Source organism: Pseudoxanthomonas sp. YR558, from assembly GCF_900116385.1.
Taxonomy (GTDB): Bacteria; Pseudomonadota; Gammaproteobacteria; order Xanthomonadales; family Xanthomonadaceae; genus Pseudoxanthomonas_A.
The window spans coordinates 210,416-228,543 of record NZ_FPCI01000002.1 but is presented as its reverse complement, the minus strand read 5'-3'; the positions used below and the strand labels follow the sequence as shown (position 1 = coordinate 228,543).

General features: G+C 68.1%; 12 protein-coding genes. 7 read left to right on the top strand and 5 right to left on the bottom strand.

Features of this window, described 5'->3' with window-relative positions:
* Positions 1-36: 36 nt before the first annotated feature.
* From BM365_RS12600 to BM365_RS12580, 5 genes are all read right to left on the bottom strand, one after another.
* Entirely contained in the window at positions 37-1,710 is a 1,674-nt protein-coding gene (locus BM365_RS12600) for a GH35 family beta-galactosidase (protein WP_093489906.1), read from the bottom strand.
* A 7-nt stretch (positions 1,711-1,717) separates the two neighbouring features.
* Positions 1,718-3,625, bottom strand: a complete 1,908-nt coding sequence (locus tag BM365_RS12595) for a sialate O-acetylesterase (protein WP_093489905.1) — start codon at positions 3,623-3,625, stop codon at positions 1,718-1,720.
* On the bottom strand, positions 3,622-5,820 hold the full coding sequence (locus BM365_RS12590) for a sialidase family protein (protein WP_175502090.1): 2,199 nt from the start codon (positions 5,818-5,820) through the stop codon (positions 3,622-3,624). The genes BM365_RS12595 and BM365_RS12590 overlap by 4 nt, the downstream gene beginning before the upstream one ends.
* A gap of 119 nt (positions 5,821-5,939) precedes the next feature.
* Entirely contained in the window at positions 5,940-8,891 is a 2,952-nt protein-coding gene (locus tag BM365_RS12585) for a TonB-dependent receptor (RefSeq protein WP_093489904.1), read from the bottom strand.
* A 300-nt stretch (positions 8,892-9,191) separates the two neighbouring features.
* A complete protein-coding gene (locus tag BM365_RS12580) occupies positions 9,192-10,193 on the bottom strand; it encodes a LysR substrate-binding domain-containing protein (protein ID WP_093489903.1) in 1,002 nt (333 codons plus the stop codon).
* A 289-nt stretch (positions 10,194-10,482) separates the two neighbouring features.
* On the opposite strand from BM365_RS12580, the gene BM365_RS12575 reads away from it, so the two are divergent.
* From BM365_RS12575 to BM365_RS12545, 7 genes are read left to right on the top strand one after another with little or no spacing between them, the layout of a single operon-like run.
* Positions 10,483-11,223, top strand: a complete 741-nt coding sequence (locus tag BM365_RS12575; protein ID WP_093489902.1) for an SDR family oxidoreductase — start codon at positions 10,483-10,485, stop codon at positions 11,221-11,223.
* Between the two features lie 5 nt (positions 11,224-11,228).
* On the top strand, positions 11,229-11,852 hold the full coding sequence (locus BM365_RS12570) for a 2-dehydro-3-deoxy-6-phosphogalactonate aldolase (protein WP_093489901.1): 624 nt from the start codon (positions 11,229-11,231) through the stop codon (positions 11,850-11,852).
* Entirely contained in the window at positions 11,849-13,000 is a 1,152-nt protein-coding gene (gene dgoD, locus BM365_RS12565) for a galactonate dehydratase (RefSeq protein WP_093489900.1), read from the top strand. Before BM365_RS12570 ends, dgoD begins: the two co-directional genes overlap by 4 nt.
* Entirely contained in the window at positions 12,978-13,904 is a 927-nt protein-coding gene (locus BM365_RS12560) for an SMP-30/gluconolactonase/LRE family protein (RefSeq protein WP_093489899.1), read from the top strand. Before dgoD ends, BM365_RS12560 begins: the two co-directional genes overlap by 23 nt.
* Positions 13,901-14,809, top strand: a complete 909-nt coding sequence (locus tag BM365_RS12555) for a 2-dehydro-3-deoxygalactonokinase (RefSeq protein WP_093489898.1) — start codon at positions 13,901-13,903, stop codon at positions 14,807-14,809. The genes BM365_RS12560 and BM365_RS12555 overlap by 4 nt, the downstream gene beginning before the upstream one ends.
* Positions 14,810-14,820: 11 nt before the next feature.
* A complete protein-coding gene (locus BM365_RS12550; protein ID WP_093490768.1) occupies positions 14,821-16,494 on the top strand; it encodes a glycoside hydrolase family 43 protein in 1,674 nt (557 codons plus the stop codon).
* A 21-nt stretch (positions 16,495-16,515) separates the two neighbouring features.
* The gene (locus BM365_RS12545) at positions 16,516-18,126 is read left to right on the top strand and encodes a family 43 glycosylhydrolase (RefSeq protein WP_093489897.1); all 1,611 of its coding nucleotides are present in this window, start codon (positions 16,516-16,518) and stop codon (positions 18,124-18,126) included.
* The last annotated feature ends 2 nt before the right edge of the window (positions 18,127-18,128 follow it).

The window sequence follows — 18,128 nt, the reverse complement described above, 5'->3', positions numbered from 1 at the left end:
CGGGTTCTGGGACCGGCGGGCCGGTCCACGGATCGATCAGTAGGTCGCCAGCTTCACGCGCAGCAACTGCGGGACGCTGGAGAAATTGAGGCCGTAATCGGTCTGGTCGCCATTCCAGCGGCGACGGAAGACCCACTTGCCGTCGACGTAGGTGCCTTCGTCGACGTACTCGTAGATCTGCCGCGCGGCGACGGCCGGGTCTGCCGCATCTATGTTGATGCGCGCATGCGCGCCAGCGACGAGGAACTCATCCGGGCCCAGCTGCACCACCAGCGCGCGGCCGATCGGTTCGGGATTGCCTGGCGGCTCGCCCTGGAACCAGAACTGCGGCACGCCATAGGTGACCACCATGTTCCAGCGGTCGTCGATCTTCACCGTCTGCACGGCCTGCCCGGGCTGCTCGGCGGTGCCGCGCACCTTGCCCTCGAAGCTCGCCTGCGCGATCACGCGCGCCGCCGGGCGGACGATGGCGTAGTTCAGTGCGAACGACTCCAGCGCCTTCTCGTCCAGGTGCTTGGCGCCGAGTGGCCAGTTGGAATAGCGCGAGTAGTCGATGCCGAACGGCGACCAGCCGATGGCCTGCTCGCCCAGCGCTGAGAAGAAGTAGCGCGGGTATTCCTCGCGGTTGCCGGTTTCGGCGACGAACAGCGGATTGTCGGGGCGCGAATAGCGGTCCAGCACCGTGGTGTAGTGCGTGTATTCGGGCATGTAGATGTCCGGCGCCAGCAGGTCGATGTGCGGCGCGGCGGCCTTGTACACGTCCAGCACGTTGTCGGTGGGCCCACCGCTGGCGTACTGCCCGGGCTGACCGGGATTGAACGGCCCGCGCAGCGCGGCGTTGACGAGCATCGGCAGCGGATAGACCGCCTTGCCGGCCTCGGCGACCTGGTCGATGTAGTGCGCGATGTGCCAGGCGTGGAAGTACTCGTCCGCATCGGCGCCGAATACCTCGCGCCACGTGCCGGGCGTCTTGCCGAGCTTCTTCAGCAACGCGTCGGGCACCGGGCCTTCGAACACCTTCTGCGCCAGCGGCGAGAAATCGCGCACGCTGCCGTAGGTACCCGGCTCGTTCTGTGGCTGCACCATGATGACGGTGCGCTGCGGGTCGGCGGCCTTCAGGTGCGTCATCAGGGCGACGAAGGCCTTGCGATCAGCGTCCAGCGTGGCCTGCGCATGCGGCGACAGCGAGTTGAGCGTGCGACCGTCGGCCGTGATGACGCGCGGAAAGCGTGCGTTGTCCAGCTTGACCCAGCCCGGTGCATAGTTCGGGCCGTTGTTCTTCCATGTCGCGAACCACAGCAGGATCAGCCGTACGTTCTTTTCGCGCGCCTGCTTGAGCAGCACGTCGACGAAGGAGAAGTCGAAGGTGCCTTCCTTCGCTTCGACCTGTTCCCAGGCCACCGGCACCATCACCGTGTTCGGCTTGACCACGTCGATGGCGGGCCAGACGTCGTCCAGCGCCTGCGGCCAGTTGCTGGAGTTGTTGACCTGCGCGCCAAGGATCAGGAACGGCGCTCCGTCGACCATCAGCGCATGGCGTCCGTCCTTGCTGACGATCTGCGGGATCGGCGTGGCACCGGACGCATCGGCCGCGCCGTCGCCCTTCGCCGTGGCCGGCGCATCGCCTTTTCCGGCGGGTTGGCAGGCCGCCAGGCCGAGCAGCGCGACGAGCGACAGGAGCAACAGGCGGCGGGGCATCATCGAAGGCATTCCGGGGTCACCACGCATCGGTACGGAAAGGCGAGGCAGGCAAGCCCGCCGCGTTGATCAGGTCGGCGTCGGTCGGATTGTCGGACCAGCCATAGCGCAGGGCCACCGGCGTCTTCACGGCATCGCTGCGCACGACGACACGACCGTCGACGAGCGAGGCCTCGGCCGGATGGAAGACGCGATCGGCACCGGCCAGCGCGAAGCCATGCACGCGCGTGCCGCCTCCGCGCACGGCGAGCGCGCTGCCGCCGCCGTCGAAGACGAGGGTCGCGGTGCCGGCCGAGAACTGCGCCTGCGAATGGACTGGCCCGTGGTAGACCAGCGACTCGCCGTACGCGACGTGCCGCGCCGCCAGCGCAAGCCGCTTGCCCACATCCTGCTTGTTGAGCGGATGGATGTCGGCCGGATTGCCGATATCGATGGTCACCACCTGTGCGGTGGCCGGCACCGACAGCGTGGCCGATTGCGATTCGCGCAGCACCGCCCACGGGCTCTGGTCGCCCTGGTCGACGCCGGAAGAGAAATTCGCCAGCTGCACCCACAGGAACGGCAAGTCGGGGGCCTGCCACTGGCGGCGCCACTGCTGGATCATTGCCGGGAACTGGGTGCGGTACTTGCGCGCATCCGCAACCGTGTTCGCATTCGATTCGCCCTGGTACCAGATCACGCCGCGGATGGCATACGGCTGCAGCGGATGGATCATGCGGTTGTAGAGGAGCGTGGGATGTTGGTTCTTGTCGTCGACCAGCGCCACGGTCACGCGCGACGGGCGGAACGACCAATCCGCCAGCGCGCGCGTGTCGCCGCCCGATGGCTGTACGAAGACCTCCGCGGGCTCACCGTGGATGCCGCCGCCGCCGCCGAAGTCCGACACGCGCACCGCCACCTGGTTCACGCCAGCGCGCAGCGCGGAGGCAGGCACGCGATAGCGGCGTGGCTGGTTGTACTGCATGCGCGTTTCGCCCACCTGCACACCGTTGACCCAGGTGATGTCGGAATCGTCGATGCGCCCTACGCCCAGCGTCACGCCGGCGGCGGCTTCCTCCGCGCTCAGCGTGAACGTGGTGCGGTACCACGCCACCCCATCCAGGCCATTCCAGCCCGTCTTCTCCCACAGCGCGGGAACCGTGATCGGCACCCAGTCACGGATATCGAGGTCACGCTTCTCCCAACCCGTGTCGTCCGCCGGCCAGGACGTCCAGCGCGCCAGATGGGCGTGCGTCTGTTCCAGCGCGCGCGCATCGGCCTCACGCAGCTGTTCGGACTGCGCCCTCAATGCCACCGCATCCACGCCTTGCGTGGGAGCGTCCATCCAGGCCTCGATACGGCTGCCACCCCACGTACTGTCGATGATGCCGATCGGCACGCCGGTGACCTTGCGCAGCTCGCGCGCGAAGAAGTGCGCAGCAGCCGAGAACTTCGGCGCGGCCTGCGGCGACGATGCGATCCATTCGCCGCCTTCGAGCTGCGCCTGCGGTTCGCCGGCCCACGATTTGGGGATCTTGAAATGGCGGATCTGCGGGTCGGTCGCGCGTGCGGCTTCGATCTCGGGATCCGCGGACTGCGCGATCGGCCACTCCATGTTCGACTGCCCGCTGGCCAGCCACACGTCACCGACCAGCACGTCGCGCAGCACGCGCGGTTGCGTGCCATCGTCGATGCGCATCACGTGCGGACCGCCCGCCGTCTGCGCGGGCAGCGCCAGCGACCAGCGTCCATCGGCTGCAGCCTGCGCTGTGGCCTCGCGGCCGGCGAAGGTCACGTGCACGCGCGCGCCTGGCGCGGCCTCACCCCAGACGCGCACCGGTTGGTCGCGCTGCACGACCATGCCGTCGGCGAAGATGCGCGGCAGCTCGACCGCCTGCACGGCAGGGATGGCCAACAGGCCCAACAACAGCGGGACAGCTCGAATCATTCCGGATCTCCGTACCAGATGCCGCGTCCTTCGGTGCCGAAGTAAACGCGGCCGTGCAGGCGGGGATCGCCTGTCACATGGCGGATGATGCCGCCGAATCGCAGTGCGTCACTATCGATGCGGCGCCAGCGGCGCCCACCATCGTCCGAACGGAACAGGCCACGCTGCCCACGCACTTCGCCGAACACGAACAGCACGGGCGCGTCGCCCTCCTTCGCCGGCTTGCCCAGGCCCACGGACATGACGTTGTCTACACCGGGCACGCGCTCCAGCTTGCCAGGCGCGAGGTGCAGCAGGCCGCGCCACGATGCGGCGATCCAGGCTTCGCCCGTCTTCTCCGGGTGTGGCCGGATCTCGGCGCGATACCAGTCGCCGATCTCGCCGACCGGCGCGCGCACTTCCTCGAAGGCGACGCCGCCGTTACCGCTGACGTAGAGCTTGCCGCTGATCGCATCGAAGCCGTAGTAGATCCCTTCATCGACGCGGTCGGCTTCCACCACCGCGGTTTTCGGCAGGCCTTTCACCGGTTGCCAGCGCCCTCCCATGTCGGCGGTGATCCAATGGCGCTCACCGTTGCGCGGAAGCCAGATCGCGCGCTTGCCATCGGCTGCGAGCGTGATCTTCCCCGCGCCTTCGCCATCGGCCGGCTCGGTCGCGAAGGCGGTCCACGTACGCCCGCCATCGTTCGACCATGCACCACGCACCGCGCCTTCCGGCCGGTTGTGGAAGTAGCCCGTGCGCACCATCACCTGCGGGGCGCGGCCGGCGAAGGCCAGGCTTTCCGTGTTGGAGAAGCGCACACCGGCGAAGCGCTGTTGCGAGACATCGAGATTGTCGTGGACGAAGCCGTCGACGTCGCCGAGGCCGCTCACCAGGTGCGCGCCTTGCGGTGGACTTGTCAGCGCCAGCGGCACCGTTTCCTCGAAGCCCGTCTGTTCGAAACGCCACGCCATCTCGGCGCCCGCATCGAAGGCCTTCGCATTGGTGGACGCCCACACGCCGTAGCCAGTGACGAACAGCAGGCGGTTGGCATCGAAGGGATCGATCTCCAGGTCGGCCATCCAGTGCGGCTTGGCGTCCTGCGTCCACGGTGCCGACGCATGGTCGAACCCGGACCGCGGGAACAGCGCCGCCCACGTGCGTCCGCCATCGAGGCTGCGATAGATGTCGTCGTGCGGTTGGTACCGACGGAACGTACTGGCGATGATGATGTCGGGATTCGTCGCATCCACCGCCACGGCCCCCCAGCCAAAGCCGGCATCGGCCTTCGAGCGGCGCACGGGCGTGATGTCTTCCCAGCGATCGCCGGCGGGGTCGAGGCGCCAGACGGCGCCGTCAGCCATGTTGTTCGGCCCGGGCTCGTCGCCGTAACTCAACAGCCAGCGGCCACGCGCATCGCGCACCATGTGGCTCGGGCGCAGTCCGACCGGCTGGCCGGGCACGGCCTGCCACGTCGCGCCACCATCGCGCGAACGATAGAGGCTGGTTTCGTTCGTCGAGACGCCGGCGTAGATCGTCTTCGACGGCACGCCTTTCGTGCCATCCACCGGATCGAACACGACGAACGCGATGCCCATCGGACGCAGCTCGCGCCACCCCATCGCCCAGGCCGACCGATCCTTCGCGATCGCGGGAAAGCCGGCGCTCTCGCGCCACGTCGCGCCAGCATCGTCGCTCCGCCACAGGCCGTTGGCACGCGTGCCGAACAGCAGCACGCGGCCGTCGTTCGGATCCACCGCGAGGCGCTCCCCGTTGCCGCGCCCCTGCTCGTTGCCACCGAGCTTGAACGGCAGCGATGTCCGCTGGAACGTCGCCCCGCGATCGGTCGAACGCAGGATCACGCCATCCTGTCCACGCTCGTGCAGATAGGTGCCAACGGCAAGATAGAGGCGATTCGGATCGGACGGATCCAGCGCCAGGCTCTCCACGCCGAAGCGGCCGCTGTCGTCATGGCCCATCCAGTCCATCAGGGGTTGCCAGCGCTGTTCGCGCGGCTGCCAGCGGTACGCGCCACCGATGTCGGTACGGGCGTACAGCAAGCCTTTCTCGTGCGGATGGAAGACCAGGCCGCTGACGAAACCGCCGCCACCGATGGCGACATTGCGCCAGCGGTAGCCGGTGACGTCGTCCTTCGCCGCCGCGCCGGGCACCAGCAGGAAAACGAACAGCGCGAGGGTCAGGCGAAGCGTGAGCACGGAATCTCCTGTCGGGGAACAGCGGTGCGCCGGCAGGAAGCACACCTCGGGCGCCGCATCGGGCGTGCGCCGGTCCATCGAAGGAACGGCCGGCGACACCGGCCGTTCCTGGTACCGCGTCAGAATGTGAAGCGAAGCGTCGCGGCGTAACGGCGGTCGTTGACGTACCACGACGTGGTGCGCTTGCCGGCGCCGTTCTGGTCCATCAGCGTGCGCTGCTCGGCGTTGTTGAGGTTGTTCATCTCAAGGCCGAACTGCACGTTGTCCGAGAACTTGTAGAAGATCGACCCATCCAACTGACCGAAGCTGTCGCTGTACACCGGCAGCTTCCACGGGATGCCGCCGTCGCCGCCGTTGTAGCCGTTCGGGCCGATCGACAGCAGATATTCGCTGCGCCAGTTGTAGGCCAGGCGAACCTGCCACGGGCCCTTTTCGTAGAACGCCGCGACGTTGTACGAGTTCTTCGACAGGCCATCGGCCGGCAGGTCGTCGAACAGCGATCCGTCGGTATCGACGGGCACGGCATTGGAGGCCGCCGGGATTCGCGTCGAGCTATCGATGTAGGTGTAGTTGGCGGACATGCCGAGCCCATCGAACGGCGCGGGGAGGAAATCGAAGAACTGGTTCCAGCCGATCTCCGCACCCTGGATCTTCGCCTTGCCGACGTTCACCAGACGGGACACGCGATAGTCGTAGTCGTTGCCGTCGACGCCCGGATAGGCGAGCAGCTCGGTCTGTTGGCGGAAGTAGTCCTTGATGTCCTTGTAGAAGAAGTTCACCCAGGCCATGCCGCCGCTTTCCGGCGCGAAGTACCACTCCAGCGACAGGTCGAACTGATTGGCCTTCATCGGCGTCAGGTACGGGTTGTCGGTGGAACTGCCGGTGAGTTCCAGGTCTTCCGGACCGAGCTCGTCGCCCGGCTGTGGGTTGACGCCGTCGCGGACGGCCACGCTGAGCACCTGGTAGGCCTGCATGTCGCTGAAGGCAGGCCGTGCGATGGCCTTCGATGCGGCGAAGCGGACGATCCAGTTTTCGGCCGGTTCCCACTTCACGTTCGCACTGGGCAACACATCGGTGTACGAGTTCTCCGCAGAGATCGGCTCCGACTGGCCCGTGCCCAGGTACGGCGCGAACGCATTGTTCGGATAGACCAGGTAGCCCTTCGCGCTGTTCTCCGTACGGACCACGCGTACGCCGACGTTGCCGTCGATGCGCGCCTCGTCCATCGCGAAGTTCAGCATCGCGTAGGCGGCGTAGGTGCGCTCGGTCTGCACGTTGCCCCACTGCGGGTCGGCGAGGTTGCGCGGCGTGATCTGGCCGTAGCAACAGGTGTAGTACGGGATCGCCGCGCCGTGGATGTCGAGGTAACTGTTCGGGAAATTGAGCGCGGTAGACAGCACCGGCGAGTAGAACGAGCCCGGCGTCGAAGCGCCGCCACGGTAGAAGTTGTCGAAGGTGATCAGGTTGGTCAGGCTGGAGTTGACCGTGCCGTTGAGGTCTAGGCCCGGCAGCGGCACGCCGCCCGGCAGCGCCCACCACTGCATCCAGGGCTGGAACACCGGCTGCCAGTCGTAGCCGGTATCGATGCTGTGCGCATCGCGGTCGGTGACGCGCACGCCGACCTTGAAGGAATCGAAGAAATTGCTGTCGAAGCTGTGCTTCAGGTCCGCGCGCCAGGCGACTTCGTCGGCGGTGTTGTCATCCTGGTGGTCCATCGTGAACCCCCAGTAGTAGTTCGCAGGGTTGGCGGTGAACTGGTTGTCCACGCCGATCCGCGGCACGCCATGGCCCAGGTCGATGTCGATGTAGGGCACGTTGAGGCCGAGCGACACCGTGGAATCCAGCGCCTCGGTATTCGCCTTGATGTACTGCAGGTCGGTGGAGAACTCGGTTCGATCGCTGAACAGCCACTTCAGGCCGAACGAGTAGTCGGTGGTGTCGGACTTGCGGTGCGAGGCACGGATGTCCGTGCCCATCGGGATGTCGCCATTCGACCGCAGTCGGCCCGAAACGAACACGTTGCCATCGAGTTCGTACGGCTGACTGGCATCGACGCGCACTTGCAGCGGATCGTTGGAGACGAAGATCGCGTCTTCGTACCACAACTCGTCGTATCGGCTCTGGAAGGCGGTGGCGAACAGCTCCAGGTTGTCGTTCGGCCGCCATTGCAGCGCAACGTAGGCGCCCTGGCGTTCGCGCTCGTATTCCAGCGTGCGCCAGTCGGCGCCGCGCGGCAGCCACAGGCTTTCGTTGGTGCCGTCGTTGTTGAGGTCGGAGTTGGCGGTATTGAAGAACGGCCGCACGAACATGCCGTCGGTGCGGGTCGCCAGTTCGGAATGGGCCAGGTTGACCAGGATGCCGAACTCGCCCGCATCGGTGTCCCAGCGATTGCTGAAGAGCACCGAGCCCGAGGGCTTCAGCTGGTCGGCGAAGTCGCCCCTGTTGGCGCTGAACGACATGCCGAACCGGCTGCCTTCGATATCGAACGGCATGAAGGTGCGCAGGTCGACGGTGCCGCCGAGGCCGCCTTCGATCATGTCCGCCTTCTGGTTCTTGTAGACATCGACGCCGGCCATCAACTCCGCAGGCACGTCCTGGAAGCTGAGGCTGCGGCCGCCGGACGCGGAAAAGCTGTCGCGACCGTTCAATTCGGAGCGGACTTGGGTGAGGCCGCGCACCTGCACGCCACCGCCTTCTGCGGAGAAGTGCTCCGGATCGCCGACGGTCAGGAAACGGTCGATGGTCACGCCGGGAATGCGCGACAGCGTTTCCGTGACGCTGCGATCGGGCAAGGCGCCGATGTCGAGTGCGGTGACCGAATCGACGAACGTGTCGGCGTCGCGCTTGATGTCCTGCGCGCGATAGACGGAACCGCGGATACCGGTGACGACGACCGCATCGAGTTCGGTGGTCTTGTCGCCTTCCTTCGCCTCGGTCGTGGCCTCCTGCGCGAACGCAGGCGTCGACAGCAGCAACGCGATGCCGAGAGCGAGGACGGTGGGTTGAAGGTGGCGGCCGGCGGAACGGCCCGCACGGGGGCCAGCCGCGATGCGGCGCTGACGCGTTGACATGGATGTTCCCTCCCAGGACACATGGCAAACGATTGAGTTGTGGTCCTGCCCGGACGTCTTCGCGCCCCGTGGCCGGATGAAGCGGTGACGGCTGCGGCCCCCGGCCGCCGTCGTCGATGTTTCGGTCTTTCCCGTGGGGCGCCGCGATGCCCGGAACCTGCCGGCCACGGTGTCTGGCGCTCACCTGGCGGCCGTGGGACCGCCTTCCTGTGACTGCGGCGGGAGCATAGGCGGCGCTGACATGCCGTACCAATGAAATATTGATCGCCAGCTATACCGAACTCGAATAGGTCCTCGGACTCAACCGCCGCCGCCATCGCCTGAGGGCGGCACCGTGCCCGTCTGGGAGGGTTCCAGGTCGGTATAGAGGCGACGGGCCGTGCTGCGGAGGGCGTCCAAGACGCGCTCGGCGCCCGGGGACAGCAGCTGATCACGCCGGCGGATGATGCCGAAGAACTCCATGCGCACGCCCAGCTCGATCGGCAACACGCACATCTGCCCTGTCTGCAGGTACGGGCCGACCGACTCGGCCGGCAGCGCCGTCAACAGGTCGCTATGGCGCAGTAGATGGATGATCACCGGCAGCGACGCGGTTTCGACGATGTTCTGCGGTGGCGGCTGGCCGTGTTCGAGGAACACCGCATCCAGGCGCGACCGCAGCACGCTGGCGGCCGGGGGCATGATCCAGCCGTAGTCGGCCAGGTCGGCGTGGGTAATGCGCGGACGCCGGGTCAGCGGGTGGCCGGCGCGCACGATGACGGCGTGCGGCTCGTCGGCCAGCGGCTCGAAATCCAACTCGCCCGCGCCTTCGGGGCCCATGATGCGACCGACCACGATGTCGAGCTGCCCATCCAGCAGCTTGGCCACCAGCGGCCGGCTGTAATCCATCTCGACCTTGATGAGGATGTCGGGGAAATCGCGCTTCACCGCCGCGATGGCCTGCGGCACCAGGGTGGTACCGGGATTCACCACGGTACCGATCGCGGCCTGGCCCATGCGCCCACTGCGCAGCGCGGCGATCTCGTCGTGGGCGCGACCGATCTCCGACAGGGCCGAGCGCGCGCGGCGTATCAGCACCTGGCCGTACCAGGTGGGCTCCACGCCACGGGCATGGCGTTCGAACAGGGGCACGCCCAGCAGGCTCTCCATCTCCGCCAGCAGCTTGGACGCGGCGGGCTGGGTCATGTTGGCGGCCTCGGCGGCGCGCAGGACCGAGCGCTGTTCGTACAGGTGCAGCAGCAGGGAAAGATGGCGGGTCTTCAGGCGCGTGGCGCCGAACCAGCCGGTGGTGGGGTGGACCATGGTCGCCTCCGGGCACGAGCTATTCGTGTGCGGAATAGCCTATGACAAAAATTTCATTTGTCGTACATAGATGCCCACGCGAGGCTATGCCACGCTTCATGCGCGGGTCGGCAGCCATGCCTGACCGCCCGCGAGGGGAGGCCCCGGGGACGGCCGGCACAGGTCCGCCACGGGACATCCCCGCATCCGATCACCGCCGGGAGGAGGGCCCCATGGCGACATCGCAATCCGACGGCACGTCGCGTGCCGGCGCCATCGTCGCGTCCACGCCGGACGGAATCCGTCTCCCATGAGCGGCCGCCTGTCCGGGAAGGTCGCGCTGGTCACCGGTGCCGCCAGCGGCATCGGCGCGGCCACGGCGCACCTGTTCGCACGCGAGGGCGCCACCGTGGTCGGCCTCGACAAGCAGGCCGCACCTGCGGCCGATGACGGCGTGCAGCATCGCATCGCCGACATCACCGACGCCGGCGCCGTCGACGCAGCCGTGCAGGCGGTGCTCGCCGCGCATGGCCGCATCGATGTGCTCGTCAACAACGCCGGTGCGGATGTGTTCTCCGATCCGCTCACCCTGTCCGACGAGGATTGGGAACGCTGCCTGTCGCTCAACCTCAAGGGCGCCTGGCACCTCTGCCGCGCGGTGCTGCCGGCGATGCAGGCGCAGGGCGCGGGCAGCATCGTCAACATCGCGTCGGTGCATGGCCACAAGATCATCGCCGGCTGCTTCCCGTATCCGGTGGCCAAGCACGGCCTGGTCGGCCTGACCCGCGCGCTCGGCATCGAGTACGCCGCGCGCGGGATCCGGGTGAACTCGATCTCGCCGGGGCTGATCCTGGTGCCCCGCATCGAAGCCTGGTTCGCGCGCGAACCGGGCGCTCGCGAGAAGCAGGCGGCACTGCTGCCGCCCAAGCGCATCGGCACGCCCGAGGAAGTGGCGTTCACCGCGTTGTTCCTCGCCAGCGACGAAGCGCGCTTCATCAACGCCACCGACATCACCATCGATGGCGGCCGTTCGCAGCTCTACCACGACTGATCCGCATGGACGCGCCCGCCCTCCCCTTCGCCCTGCCGCTGATCGCGATCCTGCGCGGCATTACGCCGGCCGACGTGCCCGCGCACGTGGGCGCGCTGGTGGAGGAAGGCTACGACGCGATCGAGATCCCGACCAATTCGCTGGACTGGGCGCGCAGCGTGCGCATTGCCGCGGAGGCGTTCGGCGATCGCGCATGGATCGGAGCGGGCACCGTGCTGACGACGGCGGATGCGGATGCATTGCGCGCTGCCGGTGGACGCTGGATGGTCACGCCCAACACGCGCCCGCCGGTGATCCGTCACGCGGTCGAGCGCGGCCTGCAGGTCGCCGCCGGTGTCGCCACGGCGAGCGAAGCCTTCGACGCGCTCGATGCCGGCGCGCAGATGCTCAAGCTGTTCCCCGCATCCGTCTACGGACCGGCGATGGTGCGCGCCCTGCGCAGCGTGCTGCCGCCGGTTCCCCTATTCGCCGTCGGTGGCGTCACGCCCGACACCCTCTCCGGCTACCTCTCAGCCGGCTGTCAGGGCGCCGGCATCGGCGGCGAACTTTACAAGCCCGGCCAGCCGGTCGAGCGCACGCGCGAGCACGCGCGGCGCTTCCGTCAGGCCTACCTGGACCACGCCGCATGAAGATCGTCCGCGTCAGTACCTTCCACGCCGCACCGCGCTGGCTCTTCCTCAAGGTGGAGACCGACGAGGGCGTGACCGGCTGGGGCGAGCCGGTCATCGAAGGGCGCGCCAGCACCGTGGAAGCGGCCGTGCACGAACTGGCGGACTATCTCGTCGGCCAGGACCCTGCGCGCATCAATGATCTTTGGCAGGTGCTGTATCGCGGCGGCTTCTACCGCGGCGGCGCCATCCTGATGAGCGCGATCGCCGGCATCGATCAGGCGCTGTGGGACATCAAGGGCAAGGCGCTCGGCGTGCCCGTCTACCAACTGCTCGGCGGACGCGTGCGCGACCGCATGAAGACCTACCGCTGGGTCGGCGGCGACCGTCCTGCCGACATCGTCACGCAGATGCAGCGCTACCAGGCGCAGGGCTTCGACACGTTCAAGTTCAACGGCACCGAGGAACTGAAGCTGATCGACAGCCCGCGCGCGATCGATGCCGCTGTCGCCAAGGTCGCTGCGATCCGCGAAGCGATGGGCGACCGCGTCGATTTCGGCATCGACTTCCACGGCCGCGTCAGCGCGCCGATGGCACGCGTGCTGCTGCGCGAACTGGCGCCGTTCAAGCCGCTGTTCGTCGAAGAACCGGTGTTGCCCGAACAGTGGGAGTACTACCGCCCATTGTCCGATGCGACCTCGATCCCGCTCGCCGCCGGCGAACGCATGTACTCGCGCGCCGAGTTCAAGCCGGTGCTCGCGGCAGGCGGCCTGGCGATCCTGCAGCCCGACCTGTCGCACGCCGGCGGCATCACCGAGTGCGTGAAGATCGCGGCGATAGCCGAGGCGCACGACGTGGCGCTGGCGCCGCATTGCCCGCTGGGCCCCGTTGCGCTGGCCGCGTGCCTGCAGGTGGATTTCGTGTCGCACAACGCGATGCTGCAGGAGCAGAGCATCGGCATCCACTACAACACCGGCGCGGACCTGCTGGACTACGTGCTCAACAAAGAGGATTTCCGCTGCGACGACACCGGCAGCATCGCCGCACTGCCCAAGCCCGGCCTGGGCGTGGAGATCGACGAGGACCGTTTGGTGGAAGCGCACCGGCAGCCGCCGCGCTGGCGCAACCCGTTGTGGCGGCATGCCGATGGCAGCGTGGCCGAGTGGTGATGCGGTGACGACGGCGCTGGCGACCCTGGCCGTCGACAGCCGCTGCGCGCTGGGCGAAGGCATCCTGTGGTGCGACCGCCGTCGCGTGCTGTACTGGACCGACATCCTCGCCGCCGAATTGTGGCGGCACGACCCCGACAGCGGCCACACGCATACGTGGTCGCTCCCCTCGCCGCTCGGTTGCCTCGCACTCGGCGAGGATGGGCGCCTGCTGCTGGGCCTGGCGAAGGGGCTCCATGCGAGCGATGTGGAAGCGCAATTGTCCGCGCGCGACCTCGCCCTGGAGCCGCTGACCGATGTCGAGGCCGGCGACCCGATGACCCGCATCAACGACGGCCGCGCGGATCGTGAAGGCGGCTTCGTGTTCGGCACCAAGAGCGAACACGCCGATCTGCGTCCGGTGGGCCGCTTCTACCAGTACACCGCGACGCACGGCCTGCGTGAACTGGCCTTGCCGCACGCCGCCATCCCGAATTCGATCTGCTTCGACGCCACCGGCACGCGGATGTACTTCTGCGATTCGGTGACGCCGCGGATCCTGCATTGCCGTTACGACGCGGCGACCGCGGCCGTGTCCGACATCGCGGTGTTCGTCGACCTCGACCTGCCCGGCGCCGAACCCGACGGTTCCATCATCGACGCCGAAGGCGCGCTGTGGAACGCGCAGTGGGGCGCTGGGCGCGTGGTGCGCTACCTCCCGGATGGCCGCATCGACCGGATCGTACGCGTCCCGGCGCCACAGCCTTCGTGCAGCGTGTTGCGCGAGGACACGCTGTACGTGACCAGCGCACGCGTCGGACTCGACGCCGCCGCGCTCGCCGCCTCGCCGTTGTCGGGCGGCGTGTTCGCGCATCGCACCGGGCGCGTGCTGGCGCGCGGCGTGGACCGGGTGCGCCTGCCATGATCGCCGTCGACTGGGGCACCAGCAGCCTGCGCCTGTACCGGATGGCCGACGACGGCCAGGTCCGCGAGCGCCGCCGCAGCGACCAGGGCGTGCTGGCGTGCGCAGGTCGTTTCGGCGACGTACTCGCGCAGGAAATCGCCGGCTGGGACGACACCGACATCCTGCTGTGCGGCATGGTGGGCGGACGTGGCGGCTGGCATGAGATGCCGTACCTGTCCTGCCCGGCCGGCAACCAAGCGCTGGCGCTCGGCATGCAACGCTTCCATCCGCCGGGCTTCGATGGCCGCGCGCTGTGGCTGGTTCCGGGCCTGCGCGACAGCGACTCGGACAGCGTGCCCGACGTGATGCGCGGCGAAGAAACGCAGCTCGCCGCATTGCTCGATGCCTTGCCGGGCGGAACGCACGTCGTCTGCCTGCCCGGCACCCACAGCAAGTGGGTCACGGTGCGCGACGGCCAGGTGCACCGCATCGCCACCGCGATGACCGGCGAACTCTTCGCGCTGCTGCGCCAGCACAGCATCCTCGGCCGGTTGATGCCGGCCGGCGATGTGCGCTTCGATGGTTACGCGTTCGACGCCGGGCTGAAGCGCAGCGCCGACGCCGGCGGCTTGCTGCACCACTTGTTCGGCGTGCGCACGACGGGCCTGTTCCAGCAATTCGCCGAACCAGCGCTGCCTTCGTATCTCTCCGGCCTGCTGATCGGCCACGAGTTGCGCGCCTCGGGCTTGCTCTCGCATGCGCCACGCCCGGCGCAGGTGCACCTGATCGGCAACGACCGCCTGCTGGCCTCCTACGCGCACGCACTGACGACGCTGGGCGTCGGCGTGCAGCGCCATCCCGAAGACCTGTCCGCGCGCGGCCTGCATGCGCTGTGGGCACGGCGGACCGCGACCGCCCCCTACTAGAGGAAGACCGGATGCTGAAGCACTGCGCATGGATCCTGGCGGCATCGTTGCTGATCGGTCCCGCATGGGCGGGCGATGCGGTCTTCAGCGAAGTGCGCTACCACGGCGACGATGGCGGTCCATCGGTGGGTGCGGACGAGTACCGCAATCCGGTCGTCGCGGGCTTCTACCCCGACCCGTCCGCGATCCGCGTCGGCGACGATTTCTATCTGGTGAACTCCACGTTCGGCTACTTCCCGGGCCTGCCGGTCTTCCACAGCACCGACCTGGTGTCATGGACGCAGGTCGGCAACGCGATCCATCGCCCCGGGCAGATCAACTACGGCGAGAAGGAAGAACTGACCCGCGGCCTGTTCGCCGCCACCCTCGCCCACCACGACGGCACCTTCTACATCGCCAACACCTGCTTCTACTGCGACCGCGGCAACTTCGTGGTGACGGCCAAGAATCCCGCGGGCCCGTGGTCGGACCCGATTTGGCTCGGTGTCAGCGGCATCGATCCTTCGCTGTTCTTCGACGAAGACGGCAGCGCGTGGGTGGTCCACAACGATGTTCCCGATGGGAAGCTCCGTTACGACGGCCATCGCGCCATCTGGCTGCAGCGCTTCGACTTCGGCACGCGCGAACGTGTCGGCAAGCGCATCCTGCTGGTAGACGGCGGCGCCGATCCGGCGACGAATCCCGAACACGTCGAAGGCCCCCACGTCTTCAAGCACGACGGCTGGTACTACCTGACGGCGGCCGAGGGCGGCACCGGCGAGCAGCACGCGCAGATGGTATGGCGCAGCCGCGCGCTCACCGGTCCGTATCAACCCTCGCCATCGAATCCCGCGTTGACCCAGCGCGACCTCGACCCGAAACGCGCCGATCCGGTGACGTCCACCGGCCACGCGCAGTTCGTGAAGCTCAAGGACGGCACGTGGTGGGCGGTGTTCCTCGCCACCCGTCCGTACCGCGGCAACCAGTACAACCTCGGCCGCGAAACCTTCCTGCTGCCGGTGACGTGGAAGGACGGCTGGCCGGTGGTCCTGCCCCGCGGCGAACGCGTGCCGATGGTCGCGAAGCGCCCGGACTTGCCACGCAATGCGCAACCGTTGCCCACCAGCGGGCCGATGACGTGGACCGAGCGCTTCGACGCGCCCGCGCTGCCACTGTCGTGGATGACCCTGCATCCGCCACAGAGCCGCTGGTACACCACCGGCGTGCGTGGCCTGACGATCACGCCGGGCACGATGCCGCTGGGCGCCTTCGGCACGGTGCCGGGCCAGCCGTCGTACATCGCCCACCGCGTGCAGCATCACGTGGCCACGCTGGACACCACGCTCGCCTCGTTCGAGCCCGCTGTCGGTGAACTGGCAGGACTCGTGCTGCTGCAGAACGAGTACGGCCACTACGTGCTCGGCGTCGAACGCGATGCGCGCGGACTGGCGGTGTCGCTGTACCGGCGCAGCGGCCGCGAGGGCGGGAAGGAAGGCGATCGTCTGGCGCGCATTCCGCTGGACGAAGGACACGGCCCCGTGTCGCTGCGCTTCCGGGTCGACGGCCCGCGCCTGGACGCGTCGTACTCGCTGACCGCTGGCGACTGGAAGAGCGTCGCCACCGGCCTGGACGCCAGCCTGCTGAGCGTGGAGACGGCGGGTGGCTTCATCGGCAATACGTTCGGCCTCTACGCCGTGCGTCGCTGACCGCGAGATCACGGAGTCCGCATGCCAGGCACCTCGCGTCGCGCATTGTTCAAGGCCGGACTCGCCGGCCTGGCCACCTGGCCGCTGTCGTCGCGCGTGGCGGCAGCCACGCCGTGCGCACCGGCGTCGCCGGCGCACGCCACCGGCGTCGAAGGCCAGCGCAAGGCCGACCTCGGCGACGGCACCTATCTCAATCCCATCGTCGCCGGCGATCGTCCCGATCCCACGATCCTCAAGGACGGCGGCGACTACTACATGACGTTCTCGTCGTTCGACGCCTATCCCGGCCTGGTGATCTGGCACTCGACCGACCTCGTCACCTGGACGCCGCTCGGCCCTGCGCTGCGCACGCACGTGGGTACGGTGTGGGCCGTCGATCTCTGCAAGCATGGCGACCGCTACTTCATCTACCTGCCGGCGCTGGCGAAGGACGAGGCGTGGAAGATCCACGCGATCTGGGCCGACGACATCCGCGGACCGTGGAGCGAACCGGTGGACCTGCACATCGATGGCTGCATCGATCCGGGCCACGCGGTCGGCGAAGACGGACGGCGTTACCTGTTCGTCAACGGCATCCGCAAGGTGCGCCTCTCCGACGACGGCTTGGCGACCGACGGCACGCTCGAAACCGCCTACCAGCCTTGGCGCTATCCGGAACACTGGATTACCGAGAACTTCGCGCCCGAAGGCCCCAAGCTGACGCGGCGTGGCGACTGGTTCTACCTGGTCACCGCCGTCGGCGGTACGGCCGGCCCGGTCACCGGCCACATGGTGATCGCCGCGCGTTCGCGTTCGATCGACGGGCCGTGGGAACACTGCCCGCACAATCCGCTGGTGCGCACGCTGGGCGAAGCCGAGCCCTGGTGGTCGCGCGGCCACGCGACGCTGGTCGATGGACCGGCCGGCGACAGCTGGATGGTCTACCACGGCTACGAGAACGGCTATCGCACGCTCGGCCGGCAGACGCTGCTGGAGCCGATCGAATGGACGGACGATGGTTGGTTCCGTGCGCGCGGTGGCGATCTGTCGGCCCCGTTGCCGGTGCCGCGCGGCGGCAAGGCGGGGATCGCCGGCGTCGCGCTGTCGGACGATTTCTCGAGCGATCGCCTCGGCACGCAGTGGGCCTTCCACGCGCCGCGACCGGACGAGATGCGACGCGTACGGTACGGCACGAAATCCCTCCGCCTCACTGGCGCAGGCCGGTCGCCTGCGGATGGCAGCCCCCTCGCCTGCATCGTCGGCGACCGTGCCTACCAGGCCGAGGTCACGCTGACCCTGGTCGATGGCGGCGAAGGCGGTTTGCTGCTGTTCTACAACCCGAAGGCCTTCGTCGGCCTGGGCTTCGCGGCGGACGGGCTGCGCGTGTTCCAGTACGCGGAGGAACAGACGTGGGCGCGGCAAGCGATGCCGACCCGGCGCGTGCGCATCCGACTGACCTACGACCACCACGTGGTGACCTGGCACCACTCTCACGACGATGGCCGCACCTGGACGCGGTTGGACACGCGGATGGAAGTGTCCGGCCTGCACCACAACGTGTTCGGCGGCTTCCTCAGCCTGCGCGTCGCGTTGTACAGCGCCGGCCCGGGCGCGGTGGAGTTCAGCGACTTCCGCTACCGCGCGCTCGCCTGAGC